This window comes from Thiovibrio frasassiensis (assembly GCF_029607905.1).
Classification (GTDB): domain Bacteria; phylum Desulfobacterota; class Desulfobulbia; order Desulfobulbales; family Desulfurivibrionaceae; genus Thiovibrio; species Thiovibrio frasassiensis.
The window spans coordinates 1,249,486-1,261,672 of the sequence record NZ_JAPHEH010000001.1 but is presented as its reverse complement, the minus strand read 5'-3'; the positions used below and the strand labels follow the sequence as shown (position 1 = coordinate 1,261,672).

The 12,187-nt window shown below is 56.2% G+C and carries 11 protein-coding genes; 8 read left to right on the top strand and 3 right to left on the bottom strand.

Features of this window, described 5'->3' with window-relative positions; genetic code table 11:
• The first annotated feature begins 54 nt into the window (after window positions 1-54).
• The 6 genes from OLX77_RS05985 (at window position 55) to OLX77_RS05960 (ending at window position 3,580) form a co-directional block, all read left to right on the top strand.
• Complete coding sequence (locus OLX77_RS05985; protein WP_307632686.1) at window positions 55-813, top strand: MinD/ParA family protein; 759 nt, start codon at window positions 55-57, stop codon at window positions 811-813.
• A gap of 69 nt (window positions 814-882) precedes the next feature.
• Window positions 883-1,182, top strand: coding sequence for a YggT family protein (locus tag OLX77_RS05980; RefSeq protein ID WP_307632685.1), 300 nt, complete (start codon window positions 883-885; stop codon window positions 1,180-1,182).
• Window positions 1,183-1,382: 200 nt separating this feature from the next.
• Window positions 1,383-2,279, top strand: coding sequence for a DivIVA domain-containing protein (locus tag OLX77_RS05975; RefSeq protein ID WP_307632684.1), 897 nt, complete (start codon window positions 1,383-1,385; stop codon window positions 2,277-2,279).
• Window positions 2,276-2,581, top strand: a complete 306-nt coding sequence (locus OLX77_RS05970; RefSeq protein WP_307632683.1) for a DUF167 domain-containing protein — start codon at window positions 2,276-2,278, stop codon at window positions 2,579-2,581. The genes OLX77_RS05975 and OLX77_RS05970 overlap by 4 nt, the downstream gene beginning before the upstream one ends.
• Before the next feature lie 16 nt (window positions 2,582-2,597).
• Complete coding sequence (locus OLX77_RS05965) at window positions 2,598-3,098, top strand: metallophosphoesterase family protein (protein WP_307632682.1); 501 nt, start codon at window positions 2,598-2,600, stop codon at window positions 3,096-3,098.
• 23 nt (window positions 3,099-3,121) lie between these two features.
• Window positions 3,122-3,580 (top strand): HIT family protein, encoded by a 459-nt coding sequence (locus tag OLX77_RS05960; protein WP_307632681.1) that lies wholly within the window; start codon window positions 3,122-3,124, stop codon window positions 3,578-3,580.
• Window positions 3,581-3,693: 113 nt separating this feature from the next.
• Here OLX77_RS05960 and OLX77_RS05955 read toward each other — a convergent pair whose 3' ends face one another.
• Window positions 3,694-4,617 carry a hypothetical protein gene (locus OLX77_RS05955; protein WP_307632680.1) on the bottom strand — a complete coding sequence of 308 codons (924 nt, stop codon included), beginning with the start codon at window positions 4,615-4,617 and terminating at the stop codon, window positions 3,694-3,696.
• A 215-nt stretch (window positions 4,618-4,832) separates the two neighbouring features.
• Between OLX77_RS05955 and mutS the strand changes: the two genes are divergently transcribed.
• Window positions 4,833-7,481 (top strand): DNA mismatch repair protein MutS, encoded by a 2,649-nt coding sequence (gene mutS / locus OLX77_RS05950; protein ID WP_307632679.1) that lies wholly within the window; start codon window positions 4,833-4,835, stop codon window positions 7,479-7,481.
• 1 nt (window position 7,482) lies between these two features.
• Window positions 7,483-9,360 carry an N-acetylmuramoyl-L-alanine amidase gene (locus OLX77_RS05945; RefSeq protein ID WP_307632678.1) on the top strand — a complete coding sequence of 626 codons (1,878 nt, stop codon included), beginning with the start codon at window positions 7,483-7,485 and terminating at the stop codon, window positions 9,358-9,360.
• Between the two features lie 42 nt (window positions 9,361-9,402).
• Here the strand turns inward: OLX77_RS05945 and OLX77_RS05940 are convergent, their stop codons facing one another.
• Together OLX77_RS05940 and OLX77_RS05935 are read right to left on the bottom strand one after the other, a co-directional pair.
• Window positions 9,403-10,461 carry an HD-GYP domain-containing protein gene (locus tag OLX77_RS05940; protein ID WP_307632677.1) on the bottom strand — a complete coding sequence of 353 codons (1,059 nt, stop codon included), beginning with the start codon at window positions 10,459-10,461 and terminating at the stop codon, window positions 9,403-9,405.
• 201 nt (window positions 10,462-10,662) lie between these two features.
• Entirely contained in the window at window positions 10,663-12,069 is a 1,407-nt protein-coding gene (locus OLX77_RS05935; protein ID WP_307632676.1) for an NAD(P)-dependent oxidoreductase, read from the bottom strand.
• Between the last annotated feature and the right edge of the window lie 118 nt (window positions 12,070-12,187).

Sequence of the window (12,187 nt, the reverse complement as noted above, 5' to 3'; positions counted from 1 at the left end):
CTTCCCTGTGAGGCGTCCGTCACACTTACAGCTTCTTGCAGAGGTAAATCGTTTATGACCGCGAAAACCAAGCGCTCTCCGAAAATCATCTGTATCAGCAGCGGCAAAGGCGGGGTCGGCAAGACCTCCTTTTCGGTAAACGTGGCCACCGCTCTTTCCCAGAAAGGTAAATCCGTCCTCCTGATCGATGGCGATCTGGGCCTGGCCAACGTTGATGTGGTCCTGGGACTCAATGTCCGGCATACCATCCAGGAAACCATCGAAGAGGGCCGTGAGCTCGCGAGCTCCCTGGTGGAGATCAACCCCAGATTTCACGTCTTGCCGGCCAGCTCGGGCGTACCGGAAATGGCCACCCTCTCGTACGAGGAACAGGCTTTTCTCACCAACAGCCTGGAGGAGATCATCGACCGGTTCGACTATGTCCTCATCGATACCGCCGCCGGAATCGGCGATTCGGTCCTCTGGTTCAATACCTGGAGCCAGATAAACATCGTGATCCTGACTCCGGATCCGACCTCGCTCACCGACGCCTACGCCCTGATCAAGGTGCTCAATTCCCGCCACGAGAGAAAGCACTTTCACCTGCTGATAAACAGTGTACAATCCAAAAAAGAAGGCCAGGATGTCTTCACCAATATGCGCATGGTGCTCGAGCGATTCCTCAAGATCACCCCCCTGGCCTTGGGGGCCATGCCGCAGGACAAAAATGTCTCCATGGGCATCCGTCAGCAGAGGCCGTTCCTGCTCGGTGCGCCGGAGAGCAAGGCCAGCCTCGAGATTATCGCCGTGGCTGACCGAATCATCGCTCTGTAACCTAACCGGACTTTTCGCGGAGTAAGGCGCAACCCGGTTGCATATTTTTTTTCAACAAAGAGGCATGTTATGTTTGTTATCGGTAATTTTTTAGGTGCCTTGGCCACCCTGGTGGACTTTGCCTTGAGCGCCTACATGTGGGTTATCATCGGCAGGGCCATTATCTCCTGGGTAAACGCCGATCCCTACAACCCCATTGTCCGTTTTCTCCACGAAATCACCGAGCCGGCGCTCTCCCGCATCCGTCGGCTGGTGCCGATTTTTGGCGGCGGGCTCGACCTTTCCCCCATGATCCTCATTCTCGCCCTGATTTTTTTGCGGAGCTTTCTGGTCCCAACCCTGCAGCACTTGGCACGGTCCATGGGGTAAGGCCGGAGCTTTTCGTGGTCTCATATCAACCTGCGCCCGGCGCAGGAAGCGATCGAAGACGGTGGCTGTTTTACCGCTTGGCGGCTGGCACTCTTTAACTGCGAAATATCGCGAATTCGCTTTGCCATGTTGCACCCCTATGGCTTTTTTCCATTTTTTTGAGTCCATTTGTTTTTGAGGCACACACAAGGAGCCGAGGCATGATACTCACAGCGCAAGACATTCAATCCCAGCAGTTCCATGTTCGTTTTCGCGGCTTTGACGTGGAAGAGGTGGACGATTTTCTCGAGAAAATCGCCACGGCTTTCCAAGCGGTTTCCGAAGAGAATCAGAAGCTCAAAGGCCGCTTGGAAACCATGGAAAAGGATCTGGCCACCTACCAGAACCAGCAGAAATCTTTCCAGAGCGCCATCATCGCGGCCCAGAATGTCGCCGACGGAATGAAGGAGAAAAGCCGGGAAGAAGCGGAAGCCATCGTCACAGAAGCCCAGGAAGAAGCGCGGCGGCGGCGGGAAGAGGCCAATTACGAGATTGCCGAACTGAAAAGAAAAATTGACGACCTCAAATCCCTCCGGGCACAGGCCAAGGATGAGCTGCGCCAGCAACTGAAATCCTACCTGCACATGCTGGAAACAGAACCCGCCGACAGTGCGCGGGCGGTGGAGCATTTCAGTGGTTCGGCCCGGCAACAGGAAGAGGTGCGCAGCAACTTCTCGAACTCCGCCCCCCGAGCCCGCGCTGCAGTCAAACCGGAGCCCCTCCCCCAGCAACAGAACCTCTCCTCCGAGGAAGCTGACCTTGCAGACCTCTATGTCAAAATCGACATCCCGGAGAGCGGCTTGGAAGGAATGGCTGACGACTTTTCGCCCCGGAACATCGCCCTGGCCTCCGCAATCTCGGTGCCACAAGATATGCTGGTCATGGATGAGGACGAGGAACCAGATGCGATTCTCCCCGACCTTGACGGCGACATGGCCTTCAGCCTTGAAGATCCGCTGGAAACCCATGGACCGGCTGTTTCTTTCGCCGGCAATCTGGAGGAAGCCGAGAAGGAGGTCAAGACGAATCGTTTCAATCCCGACGAATCGCCCCTATGACCTATCTGCGGGAGCGGGCTGACGGCATTTCGGTCAGCCTGTCCATCCATGTGCAACCCAAATCATCCCGCACCCGCATCGCCGGGCTCCACGGCGACGCGGTCAAGCTCTGCATCACCTCGCCCCCGGTGGATGGCAAGGCAAATGCTGCGGTCATCCAGTTTTTCGCCAAGCTTTTCAAGATCCCCAAGGCAGCCGTAACCATTGCCAGCGGGGAAACCAGCCGGGACAAGCGGATTATTCTCGCCGGCATCTCAGCACCCCAAGCCGAGGCGGTGCTGCAACCTCTCCTTATCGCATAGGAGGTTTGCTCAAACGATGAACCCCGTCAAGATTGGCATCATTTCCGACACCCACCTTTCCCAGCCCACCGAGACCTTCAAAAAAATCGTGGACACCTGCTTCCATGACACGGAGATCATCCTCCATGCCGGGGATCTCACCGATCCTGCAATCCTGACGGTATTTGCCGGCAAGGAGGTGCATGCGGTGCACGGCAATATGTGCTCTGCCCAGGGGTGCCAGCTTCTCCCCAGCCACAAGGAAATACAGGTGGGCGGCTTCACCATCGGCCTGATCCATCGCTTTGGCAACACCTATGATTTTGAGCAACGCCTCATCGAGATCTTTCCGGAGGCGGACTGCATTGTTTATGGCCACACCCATAGACCGGTCTGCCATAGTCTGGGCGGAATTCTCTACATCAATCCCGGCAGCTTTACCTCCACCGGCTCTACCGGGGTGGGAGGCACCTTTGCCATCCTTGAAGTCGGGGAAACCCTGCACGGCCAAATTTATCAGCTTCAGGCGAAACTATGAAAACGCTTTGGACACCCTGGCGGATGGAATATATTAAGACCAAGCCCCCCACCACCGGCTGTTTCTTTTGCGCCGCGCAAGACAAGCCTTTTTCCGCCCCAGACCTTATCCTTTACCGGGACCAGCAACTGGTCGTACTCATGAATCGTTTCCCGTACGCCAACGGCCATCTCCTGGTGGCCCCGACCCGGCATCTGGCCGATATCACCGAGCTGACCCCCGAGGAAAGCAACGGCCTGGCCGCCATGCTCCAACGCTGCACCAAAATCCTGCGGCGCCAACTCCGGCCGGACGGCTTCAACCTCGGCCTGAACCTGGGCGAGGTGGCCGGGGCCGGAGTAGCCTCCCATCTGCACTGGCACATCGTGCCCCGCTGGCATGGCGACCACAACTATATGACCGTGCTGGCCGAGGTACGCACCATCCCGGAACATATCGAGAAGACCTTCTCCCGTCTCCTCCCGGAGTTTCAAAAACAATAAAAAAGCCCCGGAACAGCGGGGCTGCCGAGGCTTTTTTTATTCTCGTTTGCAACAATTTTTTTTGCCGCTGCTCTGCCAAGATGAAAGCGCACCACTGCCTACGCAAACATCCTTTAGATCTGAATCTCTACCCGGTAGATATTGAAGGCCTCGTCGCCATCGGTGTACTGAAACTCCACCCGGTACTGACCGGGCTGCTTGACCTGGCTTGAGATATCCGCGCTGATCGGTTGCACATCGGTGTAGGATTTAAAATCAGAGACCTTCGGGCCCCTGAGAAGATCGGGCTGCCACTGGGCCACCTCGGTTCGACTCCCATCCGGCCCGAGCAGATACACCTTGCCATGGGAATCACCGGTCCGGTTGCCATAGCCGTAAAAAACCAGCTTGGCCTGGCTGCCGATGCGATCCAGGGTAAAGACGTAGATATTGTTGGCGATATTGCCTGCGGCTCCGGCAAGCCCGCGAACCGAACTCACATGCACCGCATTGCCCTTGCCCGCAGCGGAAGCGGTCTTGACAATCGCGGCCACGGGGGCGCCGCTCATCTTCTGGCGCTCGACCTGCACCACCAGGGCGCCAGCCAGATCATTCTTGCCGACCAGTTCCTTTTCCAATTTCTCCAGCTTGGCCTGATAGCTGTTGCTGGTCTTGGCCACGCCCCGGTTCTTCAGTTCGGCGAGCTTTTTTTCAAATCTCTCCTCAATCGCTTTGCGGGTGGAGGCGTCCAGCTTTGCCTGCTCCTTAAGATACTTGCCATTGATTGCCTCGATCTCTTTCTGTTTCGCCGCTTCCAAGGAAGAAAGCTTCTGCCCGTATCCCTCGGCAGCGGAAAGATTTTTCTTGGCCTGCTCGTATTCCTCCTGCGTTGTTGCGATATCCTCCGGGGTGGCGGCGGTTTTCAGCTCCGCCTCATACGCCTTGCGCAGTTCGACAAGCTGCACCGGCTCCTTATCGATGGTGATGACCGACGCCGAGACATTATCCGCGCCAAGCAACAGCAACGCGCCTAAAACCAACATTCCTTTCCAGCCCATATCTTCCTCCCGATTCGTAAAAAAACATCCTTTCCTACCGTCCCGATTGACACTCTACCCTAGCGTATCAGTACGGCAAATACAACCTCTACCCCTTTGTATTTGCGGGCTATGCTTGACTTTTCTCCAAAAACCTCCTATCAATCGCTACAGGACGCCAACAGGAACGCTGCCGCCGAGACAATACAGCGCAAGGATGCCCCCTTCTCGAAGATATGGCCAAGACCACACCCGCTCCAGTAAAAATCACCCCCATGATGCAGCAGTACCTTGAAATCAAGGCACAGCACCAGGATGCCATTCTTTTTTACCGGCTGGGCGATTTCTACGAGATGTTCTTTGACGACGCCGTGACCGCCTCCAAGGTCCTGGGCATCACCCTCACCTCCAGAAACAGCAAGGATGACGAAAACCGGGTGCCGCTCTGCGGGATTCCGTACCATGCGGTTTCCTCCTATCTGGCCAAGATGATCAAGGCGGGTTTCAAGGTGGCGATTTGCGAGCAGGTGGAGGATCCGAAAGAGGCCAAGGGGATTGTCCGACGCGAGGTGGTCCGAGTAGTGACCCCAGGGCTGGTCACCGATGAACAGCTCCTGGATGATAAGGACAACCGATATCTTGCCGCCATCTGCCAGAAGGGCAAGAATTGGGGCCTGAGCCTGCTTGATCTTTCCACCGGTGAGTTTCTGGTGAGCGAGAAGGAAGATCTCGCCGGGTTACTGGACGAACTCGTCCGCCTTGGGCCCTCGGAGATCCTCCTTCCCGAAGAGCCCGGGGAAGCGTCGATTCTGGCAGACCAGCTCCTGGCCTTTCTTCCCCAAAGCTGCCTGACCAGACGGTCGCCCTCCGTTTTCTATCCCGAGATGGCGCGCCAGAGGCTGCTGGAACATTTTCGGGTGGCCAATCTGGCAGGGTTTGGCTGCGAGGAGCTGAAATCCGGGATTGCCGCGGCTGGGGCGCTGCTCCTCTACCTGCAGGAAACCCAGAAGACCGCCCTCGACCATATCGAACGGCTCACCCCCATCGAATTTGACAACGTCCTGCTCATGGACGAATCCTCCCGCCGCAACCTGGAACTCACCCAGACCATCACCGGCGGCGCCCGGGAGGGTTCGCTGCTCGACACCCTCGACCTCTGCGAAACCCCCATGGGGGCACGGTTGCTTAAGAAGAACCTGCTGTTTCCCCTGCAGGAGGTCGAAACTATCCGGCAACGGTTGAACACGGTGGAAGCGCTCTACCTCGCCCCCCGCTTGCGCGAGGATCTCCGCCAGCTGCTGGCCAAGGTTTATGACCTGGAGCGCTTGAACGGCCGGGTGGTGCTGGGTACGGCCAACGGTCGTGATCTCACGGCCCTGAAGTGCTCCCTGGCCCAGCTCCCCCAGCTCAAGGAAAAAATGCTCGAGGAGGGTGGCCCCCTGCTCCCCGCACTCGGCGCCTCCCTGGACGAACTGACCGAGCTCCACGCCCTGCTTGAAGCCGGAATCCGAGAAGATGCCCCGGTAACCGTGCGGGAAGGCAATCTCATCAAGCCCGGCTACCATGCCGAGCTTGACGAACTGGTCTCCCTCCTGCGCGACGGCAAGGAGCTGATCCTCACCCTTGAGGCCCGCGAACGGGCCCGGACCGGCATCAACAACCTCAAGATCGGCTTCAACAAGATCTTCGGCTACTATATCGAGATCAGCCGCGGCCAGCTTGCCAATGTGCCCGAAGATTTCATCCGCAAGCAGACCCTGGTCAATGCCGAACGCTTCATCACCCCGGAACTCAAGGAGTTCGAAGAAAAAGTCACCGGCGCACAGGAGAAACGGCTGGAACTGGAATACCGTCTTTTCAGCGCGATCCGGACCACGGTGGCAGAGTCATCCTCCCGGATTCTCCTTACCGCCGCCCGGTTGGCCCAGATCGATTTTTTCTGCTGTCTGGCCGAGGGGGCCCAGAAATACCGCTACACCAAACCGGTGATCAACAGCGGGGAGGCGATCATCATCAAGGAAGGCCGCCATCCCGTGATCGAGCGCGCCCTGCCGCCCGGCCGCTTTGTGCCCAACGATATCCATCTTGACCAGGAGAGCGAAGAGGTTCTGATCATCACCGGACCCAACATGGCCGGTAAATCAACGGTATTGCGACAGACCGCGCTCATCACCCTCATGGCCCAGATGGGCAGCTTCGTCCCAGCAGCATCGGCGGAGATCGGCGTGGTGGACCGCATTTTCACCCGGGTCGGCGCCTCCGACAACCTGCGCCGCGGCCAGTCCACCTTCATGGTGGAGATGAACGAAACAGCCAATATCCTCAACAACGCCACCCAGCGGAGCCTGGTGATCCTCGATGAAATCGGCCGCGGCACCTCTACTTTTGACGGCCTCTCCATTGCCTGGGCCGTGGCCGAGGAGCTGGTCAACAAAAACGGCCGTGGGGTCAAGACCATCTTCGCCACCCACTACCACGAGTTGACCGAGCTGGCCGCCACCAACCCGCGGGTCAAGAACCATAACATTGCGGTGCGGGAGTGGAACGACACCATCATCTTTCTCCACAAGCTGCTGCCCGGCGGAACCAACCGCAGCTACGGCATTCAGGTGGCCGCCCTGGCCGGGGTGCCGGCCAAGGTGGTTGCCAGGGCCAAGGAATTATTGCATAATATCGAGCAGGGCGAATTCAACCGGCAGGGCGAACCCAGGATCGCCACCTCACCGAGAAAAAATAAACCCCGGCAAGGTGGCCAGCTCTCCCTGTTCGGTGCCGGAGAAACCCAGGCTGCACGCAGGTTGCGGGACATCAATCCCGACACCCTCTCCCCCCGAGAGGCGTTGGATCTCCTCTATGAACTCAAAGGGCTGAGCGATGTGGAGTAATTTGAGACAAGGCGCAGGACGATCAGGCGAGCGGACAAGACTCCGCGCCTGCACCTGCGATTCTCGCCATACTGCCAGGCAGGCACCTTTTTTTTCACTTTCCCGCTTCCGCTGTCCGCTTTTTATTCTCGTCCTGCTCCTGATCGCCTCCCCAACCTGGGCCAATCCTGAGCAAAACCAGGACAATATCGGCAGACAATACGAACAGGCCAAGGCCTATTACCAGGATCTCACCAACAAAGACAAGGGGGGGGACCGAAAAAGCTGGCTCACCTCTGTGACCGCCTTCCGCAGCATATACAAGGCCGCGCCCGACCATCAAGCGGCGCCGAAATCCCTGTTCATGCTCGGGAAGATCTACCAGACCATGTTCCAGCACAGCGGCAAGAGCAAGGATCTTGACCAGGCCATTGCTGCCTACGAAGAACTGAGCACCCGCTATCCAGGAAACTTCCTGGCCGATGACGCCTTTTTTATTCTGGGCTCCATCTATCTTGTCGACAAAAAAGATCCGAGCAAAGCCGCCCGGGCCTATACGAAGATCATCGCCATTTACCCGGAGAGCGACATGGCTGCGGGGGCCGAAGAACAGCTGTTGCTGATCAAGGGGTTTGCCTCCACCCCAAGCCAAACTACGACCCAGGAAGACGCCGGAGAGAAATGCATTTCCCCCCAGGTTGCCAGTGACTCCCCGAAAAAAGATCCTGCTGCTAAAAAAAGCGGCAAGGCGATGGTCCTCCCCATCCGCCACTGGTCCAACAACCGCTACACCCGGTTGGTTGTAGAAACCACCGGCCCGGTTACCTTCAAACACCAGACCCTTTCCGGCGACAAGACGAACCAGCGGAGGATTTACATCGACCTGGAAAACAGCCGCCTCAGCCCGGAAACAGAGCGAACCATCCCCATCGAGGACGGCCTCTTACGACAGGTCAGGAATGCCCAGTTTGATCCCAATACAGTCCGGGTCGTCCTGGACACCCAGTCCAATATTTCTGACTACAAGGTGTTTACCCTTGCTGATCCCTTCCGGGTGGTGATAGACGTGATGAGCAGCGATGGGGTCGCAAAGAAGAAGAGTGACACCCCCCCTGACGACATCGGCAAAATCATTGCCGGAAAAGGCAAGGAAAAGAGACAGGCGAGCAAGGTGGGAACCCACTCCCTGGAACGGCAATTGGGCTTGGGCATAAAGAAAATCGTCATCGACCCGGGGCACGGCGGCAAGGATCCAGGGACCTGCAGCCCAAGTGGCCTCAAGGAAAAAGACATTGTCCTTGATGTGGCTCTGAGGGTTGCCAAGATTCTCAAGGAAACGCTTGGCTGCGAGGTGATCCTCACCCGAACCCGCGACGTCTTTATCCCGTTGGAAGAACGAACGGCCATTGCCAATTCCAAGGAAGCGGACCTGTTCCTTTCCATCCATGTGAATGCCGCGCCGAATCATGAGGCCCGGGGGATTGAGACCTATGTGCTCGACCTGGCCAGCAACAAGGACGCCATGCGTCTGGCAGCCATGGAAAATGCCACCTCGGCCAAGCAAATCAGCGACCTGCAATCCATCCTCCTGGATCTCATGCAGAATTCAAAGATAAACGAATCCCTCAAATTGGCGGGGCTGGTCCAGGAAGAGATGGTGACCGGCCTGAACAAAAAATTCAGCGCTGTTTCGAATCTTGGGGTCAAGAAAGCGCCGTTTGTGGTGCTCATCGGCGCCCAGATGCCTGCCGTCCTCACCGAAATCGCTTTTTTGAGCAATCCAGAGGAAGAAAAGCGGCTTAGGGATGATGCCTACCTAGCCGGCGTTGCCAATCACATCTCCGGCGGGGTGGCCCAATACGTGCAAAGCATGAGCTTGGCAAACAATTTCCACCGCTGAGCCCGCCAGCTCTTTGTCTAATCCCGCCTGTTTACTCGTCCCTTAGCGGCTGTACAGGGGCGAATCATTATCCCGAAACTCTTCTTTTATTCTGATAAATTCTGCTTCCTGTCGAAGAAAGGCCTCAACAATCTTGGGATCGAACTGCTTGCCATTGTTTCGCAAAATCTCCCGTTTCGCCTCCTCGTGACTCAGGCCCACACTGTAGCTCCGCTTGCTGGTCATTGCGTCATAGGCATCTGCCAGGGCAACAATCCGGGCACAGAGGGGGATCTTATCTCCCGCCAGTCCGTGGGGGTATCCCTTGCCGTCCCAGCGTTCGTGATGGAGCTGGGCTATTTCCTGGGCAAGAAAAAGATATTCTGATTCGGTCTGCGCGTACACATCCTGGATAAGGTTACCTCCCACCAAAACGTGATCCTGCAGAGATTGCACCTCCTCATGATTCAATTTCTCCACCTTATGCAGGAGCTCCACCGAGATGCCGACCTTTCCCAGATCATGCATCGGGCTGACCTTGGCTATCTCTTCCGCCACGGCGAGGGTCAGGCCGAGTTCCGGCACATTTTCGGCAATATCCCTGGCCAACACCCGGGTAAAATGATACATCCTGTCAAGATGGCTCCCTGTTTCCTTACTCTGCAAGGCGGCGAGCTTGGTAAGAAAAAAGATAAGTTCCTCAAATTTTTCTATCTTCAGTACCCTGAACCCTCCAGCGACCCGGAGACACAATTCGACCGGGCGCACGGGTTTTCTTAAGAAATCGTCCGCTCCAAGGGAAAGTGCCTTTTCCAGGGTCTCTGCATCATCTCGGTGTGTCTGGACCAGAATATAGATATAGTGCAGTTGTTTTTTTCTGACTTGCCTGATGAGCTCAAAACCATCCATCCGAGGCATCTTCAGATCGGTAATGACGACCCGGATCTCAGGGTCAACGGCTAATTGCGCCATCGCCTCCTGACCATCAACCGCTTCAACCACCTCATATCCCGCCTCGCTCAAGTACTCCCGCAATAAATGACGCTGCAAAGATTCATCTTCGACAATGAGAATTTTATTGTGGTTGTTCCAGCCAATGTTACAGCGCAGATTTTCGGTCATGGTTATCCCCGGTGGATTTACTAAAATCAGACGGTTACATATTGTATGGTATCCATTCTCAAAAATGCAAACATTGATTTTAACAGGGACTTTAGCCGTTCTAAAAAATTTATTTCCCGCGCAAATTTGTCAGTAAACAAAAAAAAGGCCCACCGATGAAAAACCGGCAGGCCTTTTTTGGTATTTCTGCGCCAAAAACTGTTACTCAAGAGAAAAGGGGTGACGCCCTTCCTTGAGGTCCTTGCCCTCAAGATACCGCTTGATGGACTCGGCCGCCTCTTTGGCCTGATACACCGCCTTGGCCACCGTCTGGGGACCAAGCACGGCATCGCCTGCGGCAAAGATCCACTCTTCGGAAGTCTGCATGGTCACCTCATCCACCACATAGGTACCCCAGCGGCTCAAGGCCAGATCGAGGCCAGAACCAGCCGTAACATCCACATCCTGACTGATGGCCGGGATGATGGCATCGGCGGCAAGCATGAAGTTCGAACCCTCCTTGGGTACCGGACGACAACGGCCCGAGGCGTCGCAGGCGCCAAGCTCCATCCGAATGCACTCTATCTTACTCAGTCTGCCATTCTCGCCGTGGATCGCAACCGGAGCGGCAAGCATCTCGATGCGCACCCCTTCTTCTTCCAGATGATGGATCTCCGCTTGGGAAGCGGGCATCTCCGCCTTGCTGCGCCGGTAGAGGATGAAAACATTATCAGACCCGGTCCGCAGGGCTGTGCGGGCGCAGTCAATGGCCACGTTCCCGCCGCCGACCACCACCACGTTTTTTCCAAGATTCAGTGTTTCACCGACATTGACCTTGCGCAGGTAATCAACGCCGTGCACTACTCCCGACAAATCTTCCCCTTCCACGCCAAGTTTCCGGCTCCGATGCGCACCCGGACCGAGAAATACCGCGGCAAAACCCTCAGCACGCAGATCGCTCAGACTTTTATCCTTGCCGATGGTCACGCCATGCTCCATAGTCACCCCGCAATTTTTCAGGGCTTCAAATTCCGCAGCGATAACCTCCCGCGGCAGTCGGTATGCCGGGATGCCGACCGCCAGCATGCCGCCGAAAACAGGAAGGCTTTCAAAAATTGTGCAATGGTACCCCTCATGGGCGAGGTAATATGCGGCAGACATTCCTGCCGGCCCGGAACCGACAATGGCCACTTTTTTACTCTTGGGCAGAGCACAGGGCTGGAGCAGATTCTTGTTATTGGCCACCATCCAATCAACAATATAACGCTCGAGCATGCCAATGGCCACCGGCTCGCCCTTTTTCCCGCGGATACAATGCCCTTCACACTGGAACTCATGGGGACAGACCCGCGAACAGATAGCGGGAAGTGAGTTGGTTTCGCGGTCCAACCAGTACGCCTCCTCGATCTTTCCTTCGCGGAGCAGCTTAATAAAGCCGGGAATATCGTTATGGACGGGGCATCCCTCCCGGCATTTTGGCTTTTTGCATTGCAGGCAACGCTCTGCCTCAAGCTGGGCATTTTGGGCATCATAGCCGGAAACTACCTCATCAAAATTCGTGATCCGCCCGGCAACGGGCAATTCCCGTGAAAATTGACGGGCAATATTCATTCGTTCTTTTGTCTCCATCACTGCCTCCTACCCGAAAAATTGAACGCCATCGGTACAAGTACCGATATTTATCGCAATAACGACAAGTTAGACCATAACTTGATATGTTAATCTGTTTTCGTGAGCATTTCATGCA

Excerpts from the sequence above, each read along its gene's own strand:
- OLX77_RS05980 (WP_307632685.1), top strand. The coding sequence starts at position 883 with ATGTTTGTTATCGGTAATTTTTTAGGTGCCTTGGCCACCCTGGTGGAC.
- OLX77_RS05985 (WP_307632686.1), top strand. The coding sequence starts at position 55 with ATGACCGCGAAAACCAAGCGCTCTCCGAAAATCATCTGTATCAGCAGC.
- OLX77_RS05970 (WP_307632683.1), top strand. The coding sequence starts at position 2,276 with ATGACCTATCTGCGGGAGCGGGCTGACGGCATTTCGGTCAGCCTGTCC.
- OLX77_RS05960 (WP_307632681.1), top strand. The coding sequence starts at position 3,122 with ATGGAATATATTAAGACCAAGCCCCCCACCACCGGCTGTTTCTTTTGC.
- OLX77_RS05965 (WP_307632682.1), top strand. The coding sequence starts at position 2,598 with ATGAACCCCGTCAAGATTGGCATCATTTCCGACACCCACCTTTCCCAG.
- OLX77_RS05955 (WP_307632680.1), bottom strand. The coding sequence starts at position 4,617 with ATGGGCTGGAAAGGAATGTTGGTTTTAGGCGCGTTGCTGTTGCTTGGC.
- OLX77_RS05935 (WP_307632676.1), bottom strand. The coding sequence starts at position 12,069 with ATGGAGACAAAAGAACGAATGAATATTGCCCGTCAATTTTCACGGGAA.
- OLX77_RS05940 (WP_307632677.1), bottom strand. The coding sequence starts at position 10,461 with ATGACCGAAAATCTGCGCTGTAACATTGGCTGGAACAACCACAATAAA.
- mutS (WP_307632679.1), top strand. The coding sequence starts at position 4,833 with ATGGCCAAGACCACACCCGCTCCAGTAAAAATCACCCCCATGATGCAG.
- OLX77_RS05975 (WP_307632684.1), top strand. The coding sequence starts at position 1,383 with ATGATACTCACAGCGCAAGACATTCAATCCCAGCAGTTCCATGTTCGT.